The organism is Bradyrhizobium sp. CCBAU 25338 (assembly GCF_028128965.1).
Taxonomy (GTDB): domain Bacteria; phylum Pseudomonadota; class Alphaproteobacteria; order Rhizobiales; family Xanthobacteraceae; genus Bradyrhizobium; species Bradyrhizobium liaoningense.
This window is the reverse complement of sequence record NZ_LFKY01000030.1, coordinates 1-21,705: the sequence shown is the minus strand read 5'-3', so window position 1 is coordinate 21,705 and position 21,705 is coordinate 1. Positions and strand designations below refer to the sequence as shown.

At 66.0% G+C, this 21,705-nt stretch carries 23 protein-coding genes; 21 read left to right on the top strand and 2 right to left on the bottom strand.

Translation table 11 applies throughout. The features are described from left to right. Nucleotides 1-18: 18 nt before the first annotated feature. The gene (locus ACM42_RS10895; RefSeq protein ID WP_271527923.1) at nucleotides 19-1,020 is read right to left on the bottom strand and encodes an adenosine kinase; all 1,002 of its coding nucleotides are present in this window, start codon (nucleotides 1,018-1,020) and stop codon (nucleotides 19-21) included. A gap of 124 nt (nucleotides 1,021-1,144) precedes the next feature. Between ACM42_RS10895 and murJ the strand changes: the two genes are divergently transcribed. The 16 genes from murJ (at nucleotide 1,145) to trmB (ending at nucleotide 16,413) form a co-directional block, all read left to right on the top strand. Then, nucleotides 1,145-2,695, top strand: a complete 1,551-nt coding sequence (gene murJ / locus ACM42_RS10890) for a murein biosynthesis integral membrane protein MurJ (RefSeq protein ID WP_271527922.1) — start codon at nucleotides 1,145-1,147, stop codon at nucleotides 2,693-2,695. Between the two features lie 86 nt (nucleotides 2,696-2,781). Next, nucleotides 2,782-3,834, top strand: a complete 1,053-nt coding sequence (gene trpS / locus ACM42_RS10885; protein ID WP_271527921.1) for a tryptophan--tRNA ligase — start codon at nucleotides 2,782-2,784, stop codon at nucleotides 3,832-3,834. 90 nt (nucleotides 3,835-3,924) lie between these two features. Further along, nucleotides 3,925-4,419: a universal stress protein gene (locus tag ACM42_RS10880; RefSeq protein ID WP_271527920.1), complete on the top strand. Its 495-nt coding sequence runs from the start codon at nucleotides 3,925-3,927 to the stop codon at nucleotides 4,417-4,419. 256 nt (nucleotides 4,420-4,675) lie between these two features. After that, the gene (locus ACM42_RS10875) at nucleotides 4,676-5,245 is read left to right on the top strand and encodes a NifU family protein (protein ID WP_271527919.1); all 570 of its coding nucleotides are present in this window, start codon (nucleotides 4,676-4,678) and stop codon (nucleotides 5,243-5,245) included. A gap of 88 nt (nucleotides 5,246-5,333) precedes the next feature. Continuing rightward, nucleotides 5,334-6,029 carry a tRNA (adenosine(37)-N6)-threonylcarbamoyltransferase complex dimerization subunit type 1 TsaB gene (gene tsaB / locus ACM42_RS10870; RefSeq protein WP_271527918.1) on the top strand — a complete coding sequence of 232 codons (696 nt, stop codon included), beginning with the start codon at nucleotides 5,334-5,336 and terminating at the stop codon, nucleotides 6,027-6,029. Next, on the top strand, nucleotides 6,026-6,511 hold the full coding sequence (gene rimI, locus ACM42_RS10865; RefSeq protein WP_028176512.1) for a ribosomal protein S18-alanine N-acetyltransferase: 486 nt from the start codon (nucleotides 6,026-6,028) through the stop codon (nucleotides 6,509-6,511). Before tsaB ends, rimI begins: the two co-directional genes overlap by 4 nt. 38 nt (nucleotides 6,512-6,549) lie before the next feature. Continuing rightward, entirely contained in the window at nucleotides 6,550-7,005 is a 456-nt protein-coding gene (locus ACM42_RS10860) for a Fur family transcriptional regulator (protein ID WP_028176511.1), read from the top strand. 197 nt (nucleotides 7,006-7,202) lie between these two features. Next, nucleotides 7,203-7,883, top strand: coding sequence for an HAD family hydrolase (locus tag ACM42_RS10855; protein WP_271527917.1), 681 nt, complete (start codon nucleotides 7,203-7,205; stop codon nucleotides 7,881-7,883). 193 nt (nucleotides 7,884-8,076) lie between these two features. Beyond that, entirely contained in the window at nucleotides 8,077-9,471 is a 1,395-nt protein-coding gene (gene miaB / locus ACM42_RS10850; RefSeq protein WP_271527916.1) for a tRNA (N6-isopentenyl adenosine(37)-C2)-methylthiotransferase MiaB, read from the top strand. A gap of 64 nt (nucleotides 9,472-9,535) precedes the next feature. Then, nucleotides 9,536-10,531, top strand: a complete 996-nt coding sequence (locus ACM42_RS10845; protein ID WP_271527915.1) for a PhoH family protein — start codon at nucleotides 9,536-9,538, stop codon at nucleotides 10,529-10,531. Nucleotides 10,532-10,590: 59 nt separating this feature from the next. Further along, a complete protein-coding gene (gene ybeY, locus ACM42_RS10840; RefSeq protein WP_271527914.1) occupies nucleotides 10,591-11,100 on the top strand; it encodes an rRNA maturation RNase YbeY in 510 nt (169 codons plus the stop codon). A gap of 1 nt (nucleotide 11,101) precedes the next feature. Beyond that, nucleotides 11,102-12,220, top strand: coding sequence for a hemolysin family protein (locus ACM42_RS10835; protein WP_271527913.1), 1,119 nt, complete (start codon nucleotides 11,102-11,104; stop codon nucleotides 12,218-12,220). Next, complete coding sequence (gene lnt, locus ACM42_RS10830; protein WP_271527912.1) at nucleotides 12,217-13,830, top strand: apolipoprotein N-acyltransferase; 1,614 nt, start codon at nucleotides 12,217-12,219, stop codon at nucleotides 13,828-13,830. Before ACM42_RS10835 ends, lnt begins: the two co-directional genes overlap by 4 nt. 219 nt (nucleotides 13,831-14,049) lie before the next feature. Continuing rightward, the gene (locus ACM42_RS10825; RefSeq protein ID WP_007603895.1) at nucleotides 14,050-14,463 is read left to right on the top strand and encodes a helix-turn-helix domain-containing protein; all 414 of its coding nucleotides are present in this window, start codon (nucleotides 14,050-14,052) and stop codon (nucleotides 14,461-14,463) included. A gap of 85 nt (nucleotides 14,464-14,548) precedes the next feature. Continuing rightward, on the top strand, nucleotides 14,549-15,706 hold the full coding sequence (locus ACM42_RS10820; protein ID WP_271527911.1) for a M20 family metallopeptidase: 1,158 nt from the start codon (nucleotides 14,549-14,551) through the stop codon (nucleotides 15,704-15,706). After that, nucleotides 15,703-16,413, top strand: coding sequence for a tRNA (guanosine(46)-N7)-methyltransferase TrmB (gene trmB / locus ACM42_RS10815; RefSeq protein ID WP_271527910.1), 711 nt, complete (start codon nucleotides 15,703-15,705; stop codon nucleotides 16,411-16,413). Before ACM42_RS10820 ends, trmB begins: the two co-directional genes overlap by 4 nt. 129 nt (nucleotides 16,414-16,542) lie before the next feature. Here trmB and ACM42_RS10810 read toward each other — a convergent pair whose 3' ends face one another. Continuing rightward, nucleotides 16,543-17,625: a DUF2336 domain-containing protein gene (locus ACM42_RS10810; RefSeq protein ID WP_271527909.1), complete on the bottom strand. Its 1,083-nt coding sequence runs from the start codon at nucleotides 17,623-17,625 to the stop codon at nucleotides 16,543-16,545. Between the two features lie 82 nt (nucleotides 17,626-17,707). On the opposite strand from ACM42_RS10810, the gene ACM42_RS10805 reads away from it, so the two are divergent. The 5 genes from ACM42_RS10805 to ACM42_RS10785 all read left to right on the top strand — a co-directional run. After that, the gene (locus ACM42_RS10805; RefSeq protein ID WP_271527908.1) at nucleotides 17,708-17,941 is read left to right on the top strand and encodes a hypothetical protein; all 234 of its coding nucleotides are present in this window, start codon (nucleotides 17,708-17,710) and stop codon (nucleotides 17,939-17,941) included. A 43-nt stretch (nucleotides 17,942-17,984) separates the two neighbouring features. Continuing rightward, the gene (gene rimP / locus ACM42_RS10800) at nucleotides 17,985-18,740 is read left to right on the top strand and encodes a ribosome maturation factor RimP (RefSeq protein ID WP_271527907.1); all 756 of its coding nucleotides are present in this window, start codon (nucleotides 17,985-17,987) and stop codon (nucleotides 18,738-18,740) included. A 2-nt stretch (nucleotides 18,741-18,742) separates the two neighbouring features. Then, entirely contained in the window at nucleotides 18,743-20,353 is a 1,611-nt protein-coding gene (gene nusA / locus ACM42_RS10795) for a transcription termination factor NusA (RefSeq protein WP_035671353.1), read from the top strand. 23 nt (nucleotides 20,354-20,376) lie between these two features. Then, nucleotides 20,377-21,060 carry an RNA-binding protein gene (locus ACM42_RS10790; RefSeq protein WP_271527906.1) on the top strand — a complete coding sequence of 228 codons (684 nt, stop codon included), beginning with the start codon at nucleotides 20,377-20,379 and terminating at the stop codon, nucleotides 21,058-21,060. Between the two features lie 70 nt (nucleotides 21,061-21,130). Next, nucleotides 21,131-21,705 (top strand): translation initiation factor IF-2 associated domain-containing protein (locus ACM42_RS10785; protein ID WP_271527905.1); only part of this gene is annotated, 575 nt, incomplete at its 3' end.

The following is a 21,705-nucleotide window of genomic DNA, read 5'->3' as shown; positions in this document are numbered from 1 at the left end:
GATGAGGCGCGACTTCGGCTACGCGGTCAGCCCGCGCTGCTGCGCCAGCTCCTTCAGCGAGACCTGCGGCCGCGCGCCGATGTGCTGGATCACTTCGGCAGCGGCAAGCGCACCGAGCTCGCCGCATTGCTTGTAGGCAAGATTGCGCGCCAGGCCATAGAGAAAGCCTGCAGCGAAGAGATCGCCGGCGCCGGTGGTGTCGACCACCTTGTCGACCGGGAATGCCGGCGCGGCGACGGCGTCTTCCACCGAGACCACCATGCAGCCCTTCTCGCTGCGGGTGACGACGCCGAGATTGACGTCGTTGCGCAGCTGCTTCAGCGCGGTGTCGAAGTCCGAGGTCATGTAGAGCGAATGCAGCTCGGACTCGTTGGCGAAGACGATGTCGACGGTGCCGTTGCGCATCAACGAGAGAAACTCGTCGCGATAGCGGTCGACGCAGAAGGAATCCGACAGCGTCAGCGCCACCTTGCGCCTGGCGTCATGGGCGATCTTGGCCGCCTTGACGAAGGCATCCTTGGCGTTCTTGGGGTCCCAGAGATAGCCCTCGAGATAGACGATGCCGGCGCTCGCGACCTCGGCCGGGTCGATATCGGCGGGCGACAGGTCCTGCGCCGCGCCGAGATAGGTGTTCATGGTGCGCTCGCCGTCGCCGGTGACCAGGATGTAGGAGCAGCCGGTGGCGGGGCCGTCCTTGGCGGCGGGCGTGTTGAAGGCGACGCCGGCGGCGCGGATGTCGTGGACATAGAGGTTGCCGATCTGGTCGTCCTTGACCTTGCCGACATAGGCGGCGCGTGCACCCAGGCTACCGATGCCGACGATGGTGTTGGCAGCCGAGCCGCCCGAGACCTCCGTGGCCGGCCCCATGTCCTTGTAGATGGCGGCCGCGCGCGCCTCGTCGATCAGGGACATGCTGCCCTTGGCCATGCCATGCTTGGCCAGAAAGGCCTCGTCCGTCCTGACCAGCACGTCGAACAGCGCGTTGCCGATGCCGAGAACGTCATATTTCACGTCAGCCATTCACCTTGATCCTGTTTGCCGGATTGCGATACCCGGGGAAATCCGCTTCCTGTCGGCCTGAAATCTGCCTCGCGGCCTATCACGACCGAGCCGGCGCGGGCAAGCAACGGTATTCTCGAGAGCAATGATCCGCTCCTTCCTCACCGTCTCGACGGGAACATTGGCCTCGCGGCTGCTGGGTTTTGCCCGCGATTCCATGATTGCGGCGCTGCTCGGCACCGGCGTCGTGGCGGATGCGTTTCTGGCGGCGTTTCAGCTCGTCAATGTGGTGCGGCGTCTGCTCAGCGAGGGCGCGCTGAACGCGGCGCTGATCCCGACCTGGCTGCGCATCAGGGAGCGCGACGGGGCGGCGGCCGCAGCGGCGTTCGCCGGACGCGTGCTCGGCACGGTCAGCGCGGCCCTGATCGCGATATCGATCCTGATCGCATTGTCGATGCCGCTGGTCATCACGGTCATCGCGCCGGGATTCCTTGGCAGCGGCACGCTCGATCGCGCGGTCGAGAGTGCGCGGCTGATGCTGCCCTATCTCGCCTTTGCGGGCCCGGTCACCGTGCTGATGGGATTGCTCAACGCGCAGGGCCGCTTCGCGCTGACGGCGTTCTCGCCCCTGTTGTTCAACATCGCGCTGATCGCCGCGATCGCGGTGCTGCTCGCCTGGCATGCTGACGCCGGTTTCGCTGCGTGGACGTTGGCGGCCACCGTCGGCGTCGCGGGCCTGCTGCAACTCCTGATGCTGCTGTCGCAGCGAAGCGCGCATCTTGCGACGCCGCTGCGCGCCAGTTTCGACAAGGAGATGCGCGGCTTCTTCGCCAAGGCGATCCCCGGCATGCTCGCAAGCTCGGGCCCGCAATGGCTGATGGTCGCGGGCGCGATCATCGCCTCTGCGACGCCATCCGCCGTGTCCTGGCTCTATTTCGCCAACCGCCTGATCGAGCTGCCGCTCGGCATCGTCGGCGTCGCCACGGGCACGGTGCTGGTGCCGGAGCTGACGCGCGCGGTAAGCAGCGGCGATCGCGACGCCGTGGCGCATGCCGAATCGCGCGCGCTGGAGCTTGCAGCCGGGCTGGCGCTGCCCGCGACGCTCGGCCTGGTCGTGCTGGCCGAGCCGATCGTGCGGCTGTTGTTCGAGCATGGCGCGTTCGGTGCGGAGGACAGCGTGGCGACGGCGCATGCATTGATGTGGCTGGCGCTGGGCCTGCCGGCGCATGTGCTGATCAAGGCGTTGTCGCCTGCCTTTTATGCCCGCAGCGACACGATGACGCCGCTGCTCGCCACGGCCAAAGGCTTTGTGGTCGCCGTCGTGCTCGCCGTCCTGCTCGGCCATCTCTTCGGCACGAGCGGAATCGCCGCAAGCATCGCGGCTGGCGCCTGGAGCAGCGCGCTCTCGCTGCTCCGCAAGGGCAGGAGCGAGTTCGGCTTCTCGGTCGATGCGAGCGCCCGCAAGCGGCTGCCGCGGATCGTGCTCGCCGCCGCGGCCATGGGCACTCTGCTCTGGCTGACTGCAGGCCTCGTGCCGGCCGGGGCCCATGGCTTCATCGATTTCATCGTGCTCGGCGCGCAGATCGCGGCCGGAATCGCCATCTATGGCCTGCTGCTGCAGATCCTCGGAGCGGCATCCTGGCGCGAAGCGGCTGTCGCCCTGAAGCGGCCTGTCCCGCACCACCGGCACGACTGACCTCGCGAATTGCCCTTGACGGGGCAGCGCCGCTGTTGGAAACGACGGCCGAATAGCTTCAGGAAGGCTTGCCAGGAAAACTAACCATGCCATTCGTTGAACGGGTCTTTTCGGGTGTCCAGCCGACGGGCAATCTGCACCTCGGCAATTATCTCGGCGCGATCGTCAACTTCGTGAAGATGCAGGAAACTCACAACTGCATCTATTGCGTCGTCGACATGCACGCGATCACGCAAGGCATCGACGTCTGGGGCGGACCGGCCGAGCTCACGCGCAGCACCCGCGAGGTGACCGCCGCGTTCATCGCTGCCGGCATCGATCCCAAGAAGCACATCGTGTTCAACCAGAGCCAGGTCTCGGGCCATGCCGAGCTCGCCTGGATCTTCAACTGCGTCGCACGCATGGGCTGGCTCGGCCGCATGACCCAGTTCAAGGAGAAAGCCGGCAAGGACCGCGAAAACGCGTCCGTTGGCCTTTTCGACTACCCTGTGCTGATGGCCGCCGACATCCTGCTGTACCGCGCCACCCACGTTCCGGTCGGCGAGGACCAGAAGCAGCATCTCGAGCTCTCGCGCGACATCGCGCAGAAGTTCAACAACGATTTCGGCGACTCCATCCGCAGCCACGGTGCCAATGACGGCCTGTTCTTCCCGCTGCCGGAACCCCTGATCACGGGCCCGGCGACGCGCGTGATGAGCCTGCGCGACGGCACCAAGAAGATGTCGAAGTCGGACGCCTCCGACAATTCGCGCATCAACCTCACCGACGACGCCGACACCATCGCGCAGAAGATCCGCAAGGCAAAGACCGATCCGGAGCCGCTGCCGACTGAGGAAAAGGGCCTGGAAGCCCGTCCCGAGGCCGACAATCTCGTCGGCATCTTCGCCGCGCTCTCCGGCCGCTCCAAGGCCGAGGTGCTCCGCGATTTCGGCGGCGGCCAGTTCTCCAGCTTCAAGAACGCGCTGGCGGAGCTGTGCGTCACCAAGCTCGCGCCGATCGCCGGCGAGATGAAGCGCCTCGTCGCCGACCCCGGCCATATCGACGCGATCCTCATCGACGGCTCCGACCGGGCCCGTGCCATCGCCGACGAGACGATGAAGCTCTCCAAGGACATCGTCGGCTTCATCCGCCGGCGCTAGAACGGTCGGCGCCAGGGCGCCGATCGCGTCTCCTCTCCCCAAGCGGGAGCGAGTGTGGCAGCATGCGGCCATGCACTCGCCGGGACATGCATGACCAGCAAGCGACTTTGCTTCGAGCCGGGTCACAAGCCCAAATGCCTCGTCGTCGTCGACGACACCGCTGAATGGGATCGCGCGGTCTATTATGCCAGCCGCTGGGCGATCCGCGCCGGCGGCGGCGTGGTGATGCTGCGCATCATCGAGCCGGAGCAGCAGAGCCAGGAATGGCTTGGCGTCGCCGACATCATGCGCGCCGAAGCGCAGGAAGCGGCGGAAGCCGCGCTCGACCGCGCCGCCGGCCGCGCCAACGGCATCGCCGCGATCACGCCGGAACGGGTGATCCGAGAGGGCGCGCCGATGGAACAGCTGCTCGCGGTGATCGATGAGGACCCCGACATCGCCATGCTGGTGCTCGCTGCCAGTCCCGGCGCGGAAGGGCCGGGGCCGCTGGTCTCATCGCTCGCGCACGAGTTGGGCACGTTCCCGGTGCCGGTGACCATCATCTCCGGCGCGCTGAGCGACGAAAGCGTGGATTCGCTGTCGTAGGTCCCCGGGCTGGGAGGCGGCCTGTTGTTCGCTCGTCATGCCCGGGCTCGTCCCAGGGATCCACGTTCTTTGCACCACGAAGCAAGGCGTGGATGGCCGGGTCAAGCCCGGCCACGACGATTGGAGATTTCGGCGCCCTAACCTACTGATATGACAACGAAACAGTTCCCTCTCCCCTTGATCGTGCGTTCCCCGTCGCCATCTGCTAGTGGATAGGCACGCGCCGGCCTTGAACCGGCGACGTCTGGAGAAAACCATGTTCATTCAAACCGAAGCCACCCCCAATCCCGCCACGCTGAAGTTCATTCCCGGCCGCGTCGTGGTCGACGGCAGCCCCATGGAGTTTTCGAGCCGCGAAGCCGCAGGCCGTTCGCCGCTCGCCGAAAAGCTGTTCGACGTGCCCGGCGTCACCGGCGTGTTCTACGGATCGGACTTCATCACCGTGACCAAGGCAAGCGGTGAATGGCAGCAGCTCAAGCCCGCGATCCTGGGTGCCATCATGGAGCACTACATGTCCGGCGCGCCGCTGCTTGCCGACGGCGCGGCACAGAGCGACGCCGATCTCGACGACGAGGACGAGTTCTTCGACGAGGCCGACGCCGAGACGGTCGACATGATCAAGGATCTGATCGAGACCCGGGTACGGCCGGCCGTCGCCAACGACGGCGGCGACATTACCTTCCGCGGCTTCAAGGACGGCATCGTCTATCTCAACATGAAGGGCTCCTGCTCCGGCTGCCCGTCATCGACGGCGACGCTTCAGCACGGCATCCAGAACCTGCTCAAGCACTTCGTGCCCGACGTGGTCGAAGTCCGGCCGATGTGATTAGAGCGCGAATGGCGAGTAGCGAATGGCGAATGGAACTCCGATCGGCTAGACTGTTCGCCATTCGCCACTCGCCATTCGCTTTCTTATGCTGATCCTCGCCATCGATACTGCGCTCGACGCCTGCGCGGCCGCCGTGCTCGACACCGAAACGGCCGAACTGCGCGCGCAGGAATCGGTGCTCATGAAGCGCGGCCACGCCGAGGCCTTGATGCCGCTGATCGCGCGGGTGATGCAGTCGGCCAATCTCGCCTTCACCGCACTCGATCGCATCGCCGTCACCGTCGGTCCCGGAAGCTTCACCGGCCTGCGCGTCGGCATTTCGGCGGCGCGCGGCTTTGCGCTCGCGGCCGGGCGGCCGGCCGTCGGCCTGACCACCCTGTCGGCCTATGCCGCCGCCGTCGTGGGCCAGAGCGGAACGGCGCCCGTGCTCTCCGCAATCGATGCGCGGCACGATCACGTCTATTTCCAGATCGTCGCCGGCGACGGCAGCCAGCTGGTGCGACCTAAGGTCGCCAGCATCGACGAGGCGATCGCAGCCTCGCAATTCGGCGCGCCGCATCTGGTCGGCAACGCCGCAAAGATCCTCGCCGATCGCTGGCCGAAGGATGGACCGCAGCCTGTTGCGGTCGACGCGCAGCCCGCGCCCGACATCAGCTGGGTCGCCTGGCTCGGCGCGGCGGCCAATCCCGACACCACGCCGGCGCGGCCGTTCTATCTGAAGGCGCCCGATGCAAAGCCGGCGGCACAGAAGCCGCTCGCAGCGCAAGCCGCAACCTCATGATGGGATGGCTGTCGGAGTGGTGGCACGGCGGCAGCGCCGTCGTCGAGCCCGCGACCTTGCGCGATGCCGCGCGGCTCGCGCAGCTGCACGGCGCCTCCTTCGCGCACGGCTGGGGCGAAGGCGAATTCGAGAGCATGATCAGCGAGCGCAACACGCTGGTGCATCGCTTGCGTCTCGGCCGCAAGACGATCGGCTTTGCGGTGTCGCGGATCGGCGCGGACGAGGCGGAGATTCTCTCGATTGCGGTGGACGGGGCTTATCGCGGCCGCGGCCTATCACGCACGCTGCTGATGACCCATCTCGGCCACCTCGCCGGGCGCGGCGTGCGCACAATATTTCTCGAGGTGGAGGAAAACAACCAGCCGGCGCGGCGGCTCTACGACGGGTGCGGATTCGTGGTGGTCGGGCGCCGCGATCGCTACTATAAGCAGCCCAACGGGGAACAATTGAACGCCCTTCTGATGCGACGTGACTTGTCGTAACATCGGTGGCAGAAAGCGCCCGCCAGGCAGACAACGCTATGACCACATTGAAACCTTCCTCTGCATCCAAGGCGTCCGATATCGAGGCGCGCTGCGCCGCCACGGGCATGCGCATGACCGAGCAGCGCCGCGTCATCGCCCGCGTGCTCGCGGAGGCTGCCGATCATCCCGATGTCGAGGAGCTCTACCGGCGCTGCGTTGCGGTTGACGACAAGATCTCGATCTCGACGGTCTATCGCACCGTGAAACTGTTCGAGGATGCCGGCATCATCGAACGGCACGATTTCCGCGAGGGCCGCGCGCGCTACGAGCAGATGCGCGACAGCCATCACGACCATCTCATCAATCTGCGCGACGGCAAGGTGATCGAGTTCACCTCCGAGGAGATCGAGAAGCTCCAGGCGGAGATCGCCCGCAAGCTCGGCTACCGTCTGGTCGACCACCGGCTCGAGCTCTATTGCGTCCCGCTCGACGACGACAAGCCGACGAATTGATGAACAAATTTTGCGACGGCCTCTCTTCACCTCTCCCCGTCGGGGAGAGGTCGATTTGCGAAGCAAATCGGGGGAGGGGCCTCGGGTCCCACGAGAGAGCTGTCCCCCTCACCCGGCGCTTCGCGCCGACCTGTCCCGCTGGGAGAGGTGGCACCGCGCGCCCTGCACCAGAGTGCCATAACCAAGTTCCACACTGAATGCCCATCGACCTCATCATCTTCGACTGCGACGGCGTGCTCGTGGACAGCGAGGTGATCTCCTGCCGCGCGCATGCCGACGTGCTGACGCGGCACGGATATCCGATCACGTCGGAGCAGGTGTTCGAACGCTTCCTCGGCCGTTCGACGCGGCAGGCCAATCTCGAGATCGAGACCGAACTCGGCCGCAAGCTGCCCGAGGCCTATCATGGCGACTTGCAGGATGAGCTGTTCCGGTCGTTCGAGGCGGACCTGGAAGCGATCCGCGGCATCCACGAAGTGCTCGATGTCGTCACTCAGCGCGTCTGCGTCGCCTCGAGCGGCTCGCATCAGCGCATGCGCGTAAGCCTGGGAAGCACCGGGCTCTACGAGCGCCTGGCAGCGAACATCTTCTCGGCCTCGCAGGTGAAGAACGGCAAGCCGGCACCGGACCTGTTCTTGTTCGCGGCGAACGAGATGGGCGTGCCGCCCGAGCGCTGTGTCGTGATCGAGGACAGCCTGGCCGGCATTGCCGGCGCGCGGGCGGCGGGAATGACCGTGTTCGGCTTTTGCGGCGGCAGCCATTGCGGGGACAGCCATGCCGAGACCCTGCGGCAGGCTGGCGCCGATCTAACCTTTGCCGACATGCACCAGCTCCCGGAGTTGCTCCGGCGGGTCGAGGCGAAGGCCTTGGTGGGCTGATCCTCGTCATATCACCATCATTCCGGGGCACGAGCGATGCGCTTGAACCCGGAATCTCGCGCCAAAACCTCTGGATTCCGGCTTTCGCGACTGCGTCGCGCCCCGGAATGACGCCTGAGGGGCCCCATTCGCTGGATTTTCGCCCCTCCAGCCTATATCTGAGAGCCGTCCTCCACCTCCATTTTCGGGTTCCATGACGCCGCCGCGCAAGCTGCACATCAAATCATATGGCTGCCAGATGAACGTCTACGATGCCCAGCGCATGGTGGATACGCTGGCACCGGAAGGATTCGTGGAGACGGCCAGCGCAGAAGACGCCGACCTCGTCATCCTCAACACCTGCCACATCCGCGAGAAGGCCTCGGAAAAGGTCTATTCCGAGCTCGGCCGGCTGCGCGTGGCCAAGGACGAGGCCGCGCGTGGGGGCCGCACGATGCAGATCGCGGTCGCGGGCTGCGTGGCGCAGGCGGAGGGCGAGGAGATCGTGCGTCGCGCGCCTGTCGTCGACGTCGTGGTCGGCCCGCAAAGCTATCATCACCTGCCGGAGCTCTTGAAACGCGCCGGCGACGAGGGCCGCGCGATCGAGACCGAGTTTCCCGCGGCTGACAAGTTCGGCTTCCTGGCCCAGCCGAAGCCCGATGCGATCCGCGCGCGCGGCATTTCAGCGTTCGTGACGGTGCAGGAAGGCTGCGACAAGTTCTGCACCTTCTGCGTCGTGCCGTACACGCGCGGCGCCGAAGTCTCACGCCCGGTATCGAAGATCGTCGATGACGTGAAGCGGCTCGCCGATAACGGCGTGCGCGAGCTCACGCTGATCGGGCAGAACGTCAACGCCTATCACGGCGACGGGCCGGACGGAAAAACCTGGCCGCTCGGCCGGCTGCTCGAGCATCTGGCGAAGATTCCCGGCATCGCGCGGCTGCGCTATTCGACCAGCCATCCGCGCGATGTCGACGGCAGCTTGATTGCAGCCCATCGCGATCTCGGTGCCCTGATGCCGTTCGTGCACCTGCCGGTGCAATCGGGCTCGGACCGGATTCTGGCGGCCATGAACCGGAAACATACCGCCGATGATTACCGCCGAGTCATCGACCGCTTCCGTACCGCGCGCCAAGACATTGCTTTTTCATCCGATTTCATCGTCGGCTTCCCGGGCGAAAGCGAGCAAGATTTTCTCGCCACCCTCGCGCTTGTCACGCAAATCGGTTACGCTGCGGCCTATTCGTTCAAATACTCCGCCCGGCCGGGAACGCCGGCCGCGGACATGCAGGAGACGGTGTCCCCCGCCAAGATGGACCAGCGATTGGAGCGGCTCCAGGAACTGATCGACAGCCAGCAATCGGCCTTCAACAAGGCCGCGATTGGCTCAACGGTCGATGTGCTGTTCGAGCGTCCAGCGCGCAAGGAGGGCCAGATTGTCGGCCGCACCGCCTACCTCCAGCCCGCCCATGTGATGGCCTCACCCGACATCATCGGACAAATCCTGCCGGTCCGCATCGACAGCCTCGAACGCTACAGCTTTCTCGGCGAGCTCGTGACGCCGCGCAACGCGCGCGAGCCCGCTTTATCGCAAGCCATTGGAGCCTGAACCCTTGCCCAAAAGCGCATCGGATTCGTCTTCGTTCGCTCCCAGCCGCAAATTTGACCGCGACATGCAAGTTCCGCCCGAGACCCAGGTCGTCATCGACTTCGACGACAACCGCGCCGCTTCCGCGCTGGTCGGCCCCTATGGCCAGCACCTGGCGCAGATCGAGCGGCGGCTCGGCGTGGTCGTCGATTCCAAGGGCAACCACATCACCATCGGCGGCAGCCGCGACGGCTGCGACGCCGCGCGGCGCGTGCTGGAGATGCTCTACACGCAAGCCGTGAAGGGACAGGATCTCGACCAGGGCGAGGTCGAAGGCGCGATCCGCGCCGTGATCGCGCAGGGCTCGCTGTTCGAGTTCGACGCCAAGTCGGCCAAATCGACCTTCGACAGTATCAACCTGCGCAAGCGCCCGGTGCGCGCGCGCACGGCCGCACAGGACTCCTACATCCGCGCGCTGAAGCGGCACGAGCTGGTGTTCGGCGTCGGCCCCGCCGGCACCGGCAAGACCTGGCTCGCCGTCGCCCATGCCGCCCAGCTGTTCGAGCGCAAGGAGGTCGATCGCATCATCCTGTCGCGCCCGGCGGTGGAAGCCGGCGAGCGACTCGGCTTCCTGCCCGGCGATCTCCGCGAGAAGGTCGATCCTTATCTGCGGCCGATCTACGATGCGCTCTACGACCTCATGGATGCGCGCATCGTCGAGCGTGCGCTCCAGACCGGCGAGATCGAGATCGCGCCGCTCGCCTTCATGCGCGGCCGCACGCTCACCAACGCCGCCATCATCCTGGACGAGGCCCAGAACACCACATCTATGCAGATGAAGATGTTCCTGACGCGTCTCGGCGAGAACAGCCGCATGATCGTGACGGGCGATCCCTCGCAGATCGACCTGCCGAACGGCCAGACCTCGGGCCTGGCCGAGGCGACCCGCCTCTTGAACGGCGTCGAAGGAATTGCCCAGGTTCATTTCAAGGCCGAGGACGTGATCCGCCACGAACTCGTGGCGCGGATCGTCTCCGCCTACGAAGGTTCGCCGCAGCGGCCGGCCACCGGTCAATCCTGACGAGGCAACACCGGACCCCAGAGGCGCGAGCACGGCGCCTTTTCGTCCCAGACAACACAATGTCCCATTCCAACCTGCCCATGACCGAGGTCCTCGTCGTCGCCGATTGCTGGCAGCGCGAGCCTGATTCCGAAGCCGTGATCCAGCGCGCGGTGGCTGCCGCCGCCGAGAGCGTCGACGAAGACGTTGCCGACGCGGAAGTGGCTGTGATGCTGACCGACGACGCCGGCATCCGCACGCTCAACAGCAACTGGCGCGGCATCGACAAGCCGACCAACGTGCTGTCGTTTCCCGCGCTCCAGCCGGAGGGCGGGTGGAAGCCGGGCGATGCGCCGCGCATGCTCGGCGACATCGCGATCGCCTACGAGACCATGCGGCGCGAGGCGGACGAGGAACACAAGCCGTTCGAGCACCATTTGAGCCACCTCGCCGTGCACGGCTTCCTGCATCTGATCGGCTACGATCACGAGAACGACGACGACGCCGAGGAGATGGAAGCGCTGGAGACGCAGATCCTGGCGCATCTCGGCATCCCCGACCCCTATGCCGACCGCGCCGGGGCGCACTGAGATGCCGGATTCCGATCCGATCCAGGACAACCCGCGCAACACGCGCAATCTGCCTGCCGTCATGGCCCATGGCGAGGTGATGCGTCCGGCCGCCGAAGGCTGGCTCGTGCGCGCCATCCGAACGCTGTTCGGCTGGAAGGCGGGGTCGGTCCGCGACGACCTCCAGGTCGTGCTCGATGCATCGACGCCCGACGACACCGGCTTCTCCGCGGTCGAGCGCACCATGCTGCGCAACATTCTCGGCCTGCACGAGCGCCGTATCGCCGACGTCATGGTGCATCGCGCCGACATCATCGCAGTGAAGCGCGACATCCCGCTCGGGGAATTGATGGACCGGTTCGAGAGCGCCGGCCATTCCCGCCTCGTCGTCTTCAACGAGACGCTCGACGATCCCGTCGGCATCGTCCACATCCGCGACCTGCTCGCCTTCATGACCGCCCGCGCCCGCGTATCGGAAGCCACCAAGACCAAGCGCAAGAAGCCGCTGCCGGCCGGGCTCGACCTGCGCGCCGTCGATCTCGCGCTGCCGCTTCATGATGCGCACATCATCCGCAAGCTGCTCTACGTGCCGCCGTCGATGCGGGCGATCGACCTGCTCGCGCAGATGCAGGCCACGCGCATCCATCTGGCGCTGGTGGTCGACGAATATGGCGGCAGCGACGGCTTGGTTTCGATCGAGGACATCGTCGAGCAGATCGTCGGCGAAATCGACGACGAGCACGACAGCGACGAGCCACCCTCGATCGTGCGCCTGCCCGACAACGCCTTCATCGCCGACGCCCGCGCCAGCCTCGACGACGTCCGCTCGGTGATCGGCGAGGATTTCGTCACGGGCGAAGCCGGCGAGGAGGTGGCGACGCTGGGCGGCTATCTCGTCAGCTTCGTCGGACGCCTGCCGGTGCGCGGCGAAGTGATCTCGGGTCCGGGCACTTACGAGGTCGAGGTGCTCGACGCCGATCCGCGCCGGGTCAAGCGGCTGCGCATCTCGACACGGAAAGAGCGCCCCGCGCCGCGCACCCAGCGCGAGAGCCGGCGCCGCGAGGCCGCGCCGGAGAGCGGGCAGCCCTCGGCCAGCGACACGCCCACGCCGCCACCGAGCGACGGGACCGGCCCGCAGTGAGTCCACTACAGCGACTCCGGCAGATTGCGCTTGCCATCATTCTCACCTGGGGATGGAAGCGCGCCGTCATCGCCATGGCGGCCGGGGCGCTGTCGGTGCTGGCGCTGGCGCCGTTCAACCTCTTCCCGGTGCTGTTCGTCACCTTCCCGGTGCTGGTCTGGCTGATCGACGGCGCCGGCGGCGGCCGCTATGGCGGCGTCCCCGCCGCCGCTTTGACCGGCTACTGGTTCGGGCTCGGCTATTTCGTGCCCGGCCTCTACTGGATCGGCTACGCCTTCTTCGTCGACGCCGACGTGTTCGCCTGGCTGACGCCGTTCGCCGTGCTCGGCCTGCCGGCCTATCTGTCGATCTTCCCCGCGATGGGCTTTGCGCTGGCGCGCCTGCTCTGGACCAAGAACGCCACGCGCGTGCTGGCGCTCGCAGCGAGCCTCACCATGAGCGAATGGCTGCGCGGTCACGCACTGACCGGCTTTCCCTGGAACGCGTTCGGCTACGCGCTGTCCGAGCCGCTGCCGCTGGCACAGACGGCGTCGCTGATCGGCCTGTGGGGCATGACGTTCCTGACGGTTGCGATCTTCGCAAGCCCAGCGACGCTGATCGACCGCACGCCCGATCGCCGCCTGCCGTGGCGCGTGCCGGCGGCCGCGGTCGCGCTTCTGGTCGTCATGAGCGTCTTCGGCGCAATCCGCCTGTCGCTGCATCCAACCACGATGGTATCAGGCGCCAAGCTGCGCCTGATGCAGCCGAACCTCCAGCAGGACGCAAAATTCAACTACGCCGCGAAGGCGGAGGTGATGAAGAAGTACCTCGCGCTGTCGGACCGCGCCTCCGGCCCGCAATCGACCGGCGTGCGCGATGCCACCATCCTGATTTGGCCGGAATCCGCCTTTCCGTTCTTCCTGACCCGCGAAGCCGACGCGATGGCGCAAATCGCCGACCTGCTGCCCAAGGGTACCGTGCTGATCACGGGGTCGGTCCGCGCGCCCGACCTGCCGCGGGGCACGCCGGTCACGCGCGCCTATAACTCGATTTACGTGATCGATCACGACGGCAGCGTGCTCGCTGTGTATGACAAGGTGCATTTGGTACCGTTCGGAGAATTTCTCCCCTACCAGGCGTTGATGGAGAAGCTCGGTTTCGAACAGCTGACGCGTGTGCGCGGCGGCTTCATCGCCGGCAGCGTGCGGCATGCACTGCCGGTCCCCGGCGTACAGCCGGCGCTGCCGCTGATCTGCTACGAAGCCATCTTTCCCGGCGAAGTGGCTGGACGCAACGAACGTCCCGGCTGGATCGTGAACCTCACCAACGACGGCTGGTTCGGCATCTCGACCGGCCCCTATCAGCATCTGGAGCAGTCGCGGATGCGCGCGATCGAGCTCGGATTGCCGCTGGTCCGCTCTGCCAATACCGGCATCTCCGCAGTGATCGATCCGGTCGGACGCACGGTCGCGAGCCTCGGCCTCGGCCTCGAAGGCATTTTGGATGCAAACCTGCCGGCTGCAATCTCGCCGACCGTCTATGCACGGGTGGGTGATGCGCCCGCGGCCATGCTCGTCGCAGTGGCTGTGCTCCTGGCGGTCCGCCGACGTGTCGCCAAGCGTCAGCCCTGATGACGCCGCCGCCGAGGCGGCCGGAATCCTTTGACAACCGTAGTCCCACGGTTGACAGACTGCACGCGGGCTCCCCATTCTGCACCGGCTGCGAAAGACAGAGGTGCGTTGCTAAATTTCTCCGCAATGTTTCCCAATAACAGTGTTTGGTATTGACGATGCTGCACCCGAGGCATGCTTGATGATTGCGCCGAAGGTGATGTTTGGAGGGCTGAGGAAATGTCGAAAGCGCCCAACCCTGTTGACAAATATGTCGGCAGTCGCGTGCGCATGCGCCGCATCATGTTGGGCATGAGCCAGGAGAAGCTCGGTGAAGCTTTGGGCCTGACTTTCCAGCAGGTCCAGAAATACGAGAAGGGCACCAACCGGGTCGGCGCGAGCCGCATCCAGCAGATCGCCGAGATTCTCCAGGTGCCGGTGTCATTCCTGTTCGAAGGCGGCCCGAGCGGCGTGCCGGGTCCGGACGGCTTTAGCGAAGGCGCCTCGCCCTCTTACGTCTCGGACTTTCTCGCGACCTCCGAAGGGCTCGCCTTGACCAAGGCGTTCACGCGAATCACCGACTCGAAGATGCGCCGCTCCATCGTCGATCTCGTCGAGCAGATTGCGGCTCGCGAAGGCCCCGACAAGCGCTAAGCGCCATCTCGATGGCGATTTGAGACCGCGTCAAATCTGGCCTATGTCGTCATTTAGGACCGCGCTTTGATGCGCGTCCGCTTCGATGATGCGATTCAAAGGCACAGATGCGCTCATGACCGGCTCCAATTGGTTCGATTCCCAAACCATCCTCGATGGCATCCGCCGCTGGGTGGAAATCGAGACGCCGACCGAAGCGCCTGAACAGGTGAACACGCTGGTCTCGTTGGTCGCGGAGCAATATCGCGACCTGCCGGTCACGCTCGAGCGCGTCGCCGGCGTGGGTGGCTGCGGCGATCATCTCGTGGCGCGCACGAATTGGGGTCAGGATCGACCGGGCATCCTGGTGCTGAGCCATCTCGATACCGTTCATCCCATCGGATTCATCGAGCGTCTGCCGTTCAAGGTCGAAGGCGACGTCGCGTTCGGCCCCGGCATCTACGACATGAAGGGCGGCGCCTACATCGCCCATCACGCCTTTCGCGCGCTTTGCGCGACGGCCGATCGCTCGCCGCTCGGCATCACGCACCTGTTCACCTCCGACGAGGAGATCGGCAGCCCGACGTCGCGTGCGCTGATTGAGAAGGAAGGGCGCAAGGCCAAATACGTGCTGGTGACCGAGCCGGCGCGCGACGGCGGCAAGATCGTCACCGGACGCAAGGGCGTCGGACGCTTCCAGGTGTTCATCAAGGGTGTGCCCGCGCATGCCGGCTCCCGGCCCGAAGACGGCCGCAGCGCCGTCCGCGAGCTCGGCAATATCATCCTGGCGCTGGAAGGAATGAACGATCTGACGCGCGGCGTCACCGTCAATGTCGGCGTGGTGCGCGGAGGCACGCGCCCTAACGTCACGCCGGAAGAGGCTTATGCCGAAGTCGATCTGCGCGTGCTGAACCTGAAGGACGCAGACGAGTTCGTGGGCAAGATTCTCGGGCTGACGTCGAAGACGGACGGCGTCACCGTCACGGTCACCGGCGAGCTCAATCGTCCGCCTTACGAGAAGAGCGATGCAGGCGCTTCGCTGTACGAGCATGCGAAGACGCTCGCCACGGAGATCGGCTTCGAGCTGATCGACACGCATACAGGCGGCGGCTCGGACGGCAATTTCACCGCCGCGCACGCCGCGACGCTCGACGGACTCGGCGTCGACGGCAAGGGCGCGCACACCCATTATGAGCAGCTCTATGTCTCATCGCTCGCGCCGCGCGCGCGGCTGCTCCATCGCCTGTATCAGACGCTGCGATGATCGAACGCAAATCAGACCCCGATCGCGACGACAGCGAGCGCGCCTTCTTCGGGCGCCGCAAGGGCCACAAGCTCAGGCAACACCAGGCCGGGTTGATCGAGCAGCTGCTGCCGCATCTTGCGCTCGACATCGACGGTGAGGCTCCGGCGGATGCCCGCGCGATCTTCGCTCCCGCAGCCGAAGACGTCAGGCTCGAGATCGGCTTCGGCGGCGGCGAGCATCTCGCGGCCGAGGCCCAGAACTTTCCCGCCACGGGCTTCATCGGCTGCGAGCCCTACGTCAACGGCATGGCGAAGATCCTCGCGCAGATCGAAGCCGCCAACATCGGCAACATCCGCCTGTTCGCGGGCGATGCCGCCGAGCTCCTGGCCTGGCTACCCAAGGACTCGCTGTCGCGAATCGACCTGATCCATCCCGATCCCTGGCCGAAGCGGCGACACTGGAAGCGGCGCTTCGTCCAGGACCGGACGATCGCCGCAATGGCGCGCGTGCTCCGAAGCGGCGGCGAATTCCGTTTCGTCTGCGACATCGACGATTACTGCGCCTGGACGCTGTCGCATCTTGCGCGCTCGCAGGACTTCGTCTGGCTTGCCGAACGCGCCGACGATTTCCGCCAGCCATGGCCGGGCTACACCATGACGCGCTACGGCAGGAAGGCCGCGCGTGAAGGACGCAAGGCGGCTTACTTGCGGTTCAGGCGGGTGTGAATTTTTTCGCGCGATACATCCGCAGTCGTCATGCCCGGGCTCGTCCCGGGCATCCACGTACTTTCTTTCGGCGGCACGAAGAACGTGGATGGCCGGGACAAGCCCGGCCATGACGACAACGCCTGTTCTTTAAATCGTCCGCCGGTTGCGCCAGAAATTCACGACGCGTTCAGCGGTCGTCGGCATCAGGCGCGTGAAGTTCACGCGCGCGGCCTCGAGGTCGGCATCGGCGGGCGTGCGTTGCGGACCGTACCAGAGCAGGATGAGCGCACGCACCGTGGGCCAGCCGAGATTGAGCACGCGGCCCAGGATCAGAAGCGGATCGTAGCGGTCGCCCGCGATCAGGCGGTCGAGGGTCGAGAGGCGAACGCCGGACATCGCCGAGAGCGAGGCGATCGATTCCTCGTATTTGTGCGCCTTGGCGAAGCCGAGCAGCGCGCTTTCGCCGAGATGGCCCTCTCGATGCAAGGCGAGCACCGTGCGCTGCGCGCCCGAAAAATCGCGTCGCGGCCCCGGCGGGCGCGCGGCCTCCTCGATCGCCGCCATCGCGCGCTTGATCTCCGCCTTGCGCGCGGGATTGACCACGCTGGAGAGGCGGCGACGGATGACGTCGAGCGTCCCGTCGAGCAGCTGTTTCAGATGCTCGCCGGAGAGGTCGTTACGCTGGCCGATCCTGAGGGTCAGCACGCCGTCCTGGGCCGCGCGCTTGATCATCTCGGAATAGCTGCCTGGTGAGAACACCGCGCCGGCATTGCCTGCGGCGCGGCGCACCACGTCGCGATCGCCGCGCTCGACCAGCACGTCGGTGACGACGGGAGACAAGGCTGGGCGCTCCGTCATCGCCAGGAGATGGCCCTGGCCTTTCAGGCGCGCGATCTCGGCAAGAGCCGCGTCGTCGAGCACGGGCGAGCGGCGCAGCACAGGACCGGCCACCATGATCTCGTTTTCGCGCGCGAGTTGATTGACCAGGTGCGGCGGCGCGTTGTTCAGGTGCGAGAAGCGCTCGGCCAGATCGACCCGCGAGGACAGCTCGGCATGCGGGACGAGATCGATCAGGAGATTGTCGAAGAGATCGATCAACTCGGGGCGGAGCTTCTCCGCATCCTGGAAGAACAACTGGGCGATGGCCCGCGCGATCTCGCCGCGTCGCCGCGGATCGCCGCGTTTGACGATATCGTCCAGTCCAGGAATGAGCGACGTGGCAACGGTCATGAAAACGCAACTCGAACGGGGCACGCCGCGGGTGCGCCCTTGGTTCAAGCCGCCCCACGATCGGGGAATTTAGGCCTGCTTGATGAAAGAAGCGTTGCGCAGGGTGCGCCGATCGGCGCAAAAAGGCCCCATTCCCGCTGCGATGGGCCTTGTCCAGGAGGGCGGAAAGCGCTATATCAGCGCCAATTCATCTTCTCATACGATCCGCGTAGTGAGAGTGGGCCCGCAAGGACCCGCTCTTTTTTATTACCTGAACGCGGCTTGGCGAAAGATGCGGCCCGACGCGCTGTCGGGAAAGTTCCGAAGCGGGCTTTGAAGTCGTAACCAAGCCTTAACCATCGAGCGCCCTGACCCTGGACATGACCGAGCCGAACCCTGGTTCCACGGATGCCGAATTGCTGGCCGAGCCGCGGCTCGTGGTCGAGCCGGGCGTCGCGGCACGGGTGTCCGCGGTGGCTGCTCCCGTGCTCCAGGGCATGGGCTATCGCCTGGTGCGGATCCGCATTTCCGGGGAAGCCGGCTGCACCGTTCAGGTCATGGCCGAGCGGCCAGACGGCTCAATGCAGATCGAGGATTGCGAGGCGATCTCGCGGGCATTGTCGCCCGTGCTCGACGTCGCCGATCCCATCGACCGCGCCTACCGGCTGGAGATCTCCTCACCGGGGATCGACCGCCCGCTGGTGCGCCGCTCCGATTTCGAGCGCTATTCCGGGCATCTGGTGAAGATCGAGATGGCGGTCGCGCACGAGGGGCGCAAGCGCTTCCGCGGCACGCTCGGTGCTGTCGAAGGCGATCGCGTGCATCTGCATCGCGACGACGTCAAGGGAAGTGACGAAGCCGACGTTCTCCTGACCATGGAGGATATCGGCGAGGCCCGGCTGGTGCTGACCGACGAGCTGATCGCCGAATCCATGCGCCGCGGCAAGGCCCAGGCGCGCGAGATGCGCCGCAATCTCGGTCTCGAGCCGCCGCAGGCGCCGCACGCGAAAATCAGTGAAAAGATCACCAAGAACACCAGGCCGAAGAAGAAGCCGGCCCCGACCAATACGAAGAAACATCGCCTGGCCGCCGAACGCGCGCGGCGGGGCGAGATCGAGCCTGACCAAGGAGACTAGCCATGGCAGTCAGCGCCAACCGACTTGAATTGCTTCAGATCGCGGACGCCGTTGCACGCGAGAAATCGATCGACCGCGGCATCGTCATCGCCGCGATGGAGGACGCCATCGCCAAGGCGGCGCGGGCCCGTTACGGCAGCGAAACTGACGTTCACGCCGAGATCGACCCGAAAAAGGGCGAGCTGCGGCTGTCGCGCCACATGCTGGTGGTCGACAAGGTCGAAAACCATGCCAACCAGATCTCGCTGGTGGACGCGCAGCGCGCCAATCCCGGTGCCCAGGTCGGCGACACCATCGCCGACACCCTGCCGCCGCTGGAATATGGCCGCATCGCCGCGCAATCGGCCAAGCAGGTGATCGTGCAGAAGGTGCGAGAGGCCGAGCGCGACCGCCAGTACCAGGAATTCAAGGACCGCATCGGCGACATCGTCAACGGCGTCGTCAAGCGCGTCGAATATGGCAGCGTGATCGTCGATCTCGGCCGTGGCGAGGCCATCATCCGCCGCGACGAGATGCTGCCGCGCGAAGTGTTCCGCAACGGCGACCGCGTCCGCGCCTACATCTTCGACGTCCGCCGCGAGACGAGAGGCCCGCAGATCTTCCTCTCCCGCACTCATCCGCAGTTCATGGCAAAACTGTTCGCGCAGGAAGTGCCGGAGATCTATGACGGCATCGTCGAGATCAAGGCGGTGGCCCGCGATCCCGGTTCGCGCGCGAAAATCGGCGTGATTTCCCGCGATTCCTCGGTCGATCCGGTCGGCGCCTGCGTCGGCATGCGCGGCTCGCGCGTGCAGGCCGTGGTGAACGAGCTGCAGGGCGAGAAGATCGACATCATTCCCTGGTCGCCCGACATCGCGACCTTCGTGGTCAACGCGCTGGCGCCGGCCGAAGTCTCCAAGGTCGTCATCGACGAGGACCGCGAGCGCATCGAGGTCGTGGTGCCCGACACCAACAACCAGCTCTCGCTGGCGATCGGCCGCCGCGGCCAGAACGTGCGTCTGGCCTCGCAGCTCACCGGCTGGGACATCGACATCCTGACCGAGCAGGAGGAATCGGAGCGCCGCCAGGCCGACTTCGAGAACTCCACTCGCGTCTTCATGGAATCGCTCAACGTCGACGAAGTGGTCGGCCAGCTGCTGGCGTCCGAAGGCTTCACCTCGGTCGAGGAACTCGCGATGGTGGACGTCAAGGAACTCGCCGGCATCGAAGGCTTTGACGAGGAGACCGCGCAAGAGCTCCAGAACCGCGCCCGCGAATATCTGGAGCAGCAGGAAGCCGAGCTCGAGGCCAGGCGCAAGGAGCTCGGCGTCGAGGACGCGGTCAAGGACGTGCCCGGCGTGACCTCGAAGATGCTGGTGAAGTTCGGCGAGAACGACATCAAGACGGTCGACGACCTCGCCGGCTGCGCCACCGACGATCTGGTCGGCTGGACCGAGCGCAAGGAAGGCAGCGAGCCGACCAAGCACGCCGGTGCGCTCGATGGCATCGACATTTCCCGTGACGATGCCGAAGCGATGATCATGCAGGCCCGTGTCAAGGCCGGCTGGATCACCGAGGCCGATCTCGCCAAGCCTGCTGAAGAGGCTGCCGCGACCGAAGACCAGCCGGCGTAAGGGCCAGGGAGGATGTCATCCGGATGCTCGCCAGCACTGACAGCGAACTCGACCATGGGCCGCGGACCGAAAGGTCCGCGACCATGCGCATGTGCGCGGTCAGTCGCGAGGTCCGGCCGATCGACGAACTGATCCGCTTCGTCGTATCGCCGCAAGGCGAGGTGGTTCCCGATCTCAAGCGCAAGCTGCCCGGACGCGGCATGTGGATCACCGCCTCACGCAAGGTGGTTGCGGAAGCCGTGCGGCGTCACCAATTTAGCAAGGCCTTCAAGCGCGATCTGCGCATCCCTCAGACGCTTCCCGCCGACATCGAGGCGCTCCTGGTTCGGAGCGTTACGGAAGCCCTTGGGATTGCCGCCAAGGCGGGTCAGGTCGTGGCCGGCTTCGGCAAGGTCGAGAGCGCCCTTCGCGAGGGCACGGTCGAGGTCCTGATCCATGCCAGCGACGGGGCCGCGGACGGAATCCGCAAATTGGACATGCTGGCGCGTCAAAATGCCGGAAATCGCGGCGCTGAGCCGCAGATTCCCGTCGTCACCGCACTGAAATCGGTAGAATTGGATTTGGCACTCACCCGGTCAAATGTGATACATGCTGCGCTGCTCGCGGGCCCGGCGAGCAGGTCATTCCTGTCACGTAGCCAGATGCTGGTCCGATACCGGATGGCGGACGATGACAAGACTGCCGAAAAGCACGGCCAGGATTTCTGAGCGACAACGACGACCCAATTGGACGGTGCGGCAACGCACAACACTGATAAATCAGGATTAGGACTGCTGAATGGTTGATACCAAGACCCCTGGCGACAAGAAGCTGAGCGTTCCGAGCAAGACGCTATCGCTCAAGCCGCGCGTCGAAACGGGGACCGTGCGCCAAAGCTTCAGCCATGGCCGCAGCAAGCAGGTCGTGGTCGAGAAGCGCGGCAAGCGCCGCATTGGCGATGGCCCCGAGCCGCACGCGCCTGAGGTGGCCGCAAAGCCGGCGCCGGCGGCACCCGCCGCGCCGTCGCGCCCGGCTCCGCCCGCCCCGCCCCGCAACGCCGGTTCCGGCGTGGTGTTGCGCACCCTCACCGCCCCCCCCCCCCCCCCCCCCCCCCCCCCCCCCCCCCCCCCCCCCCCCCCCCCCCGTTCGGCCCGTGCCAGCGCGCTGGCCGATGCCAAGCTGCGCGAAGTCGAGGAACGCCGCCAGGCCGAGGAAGAGGCCCAGCGCCGCGCCGTCCGCGAGGCCGCCGAACGCGCCGAGCGCGAAGCCGCCGAAGCCCGCCGCAAGGCCGAGGATGAGCGCCATCGCCACGAGGACGAAGCCAAGCGGAAGGCCGAGACCGAAGCCAAGAAGCGTTTTGGCGAAGGCGAGCA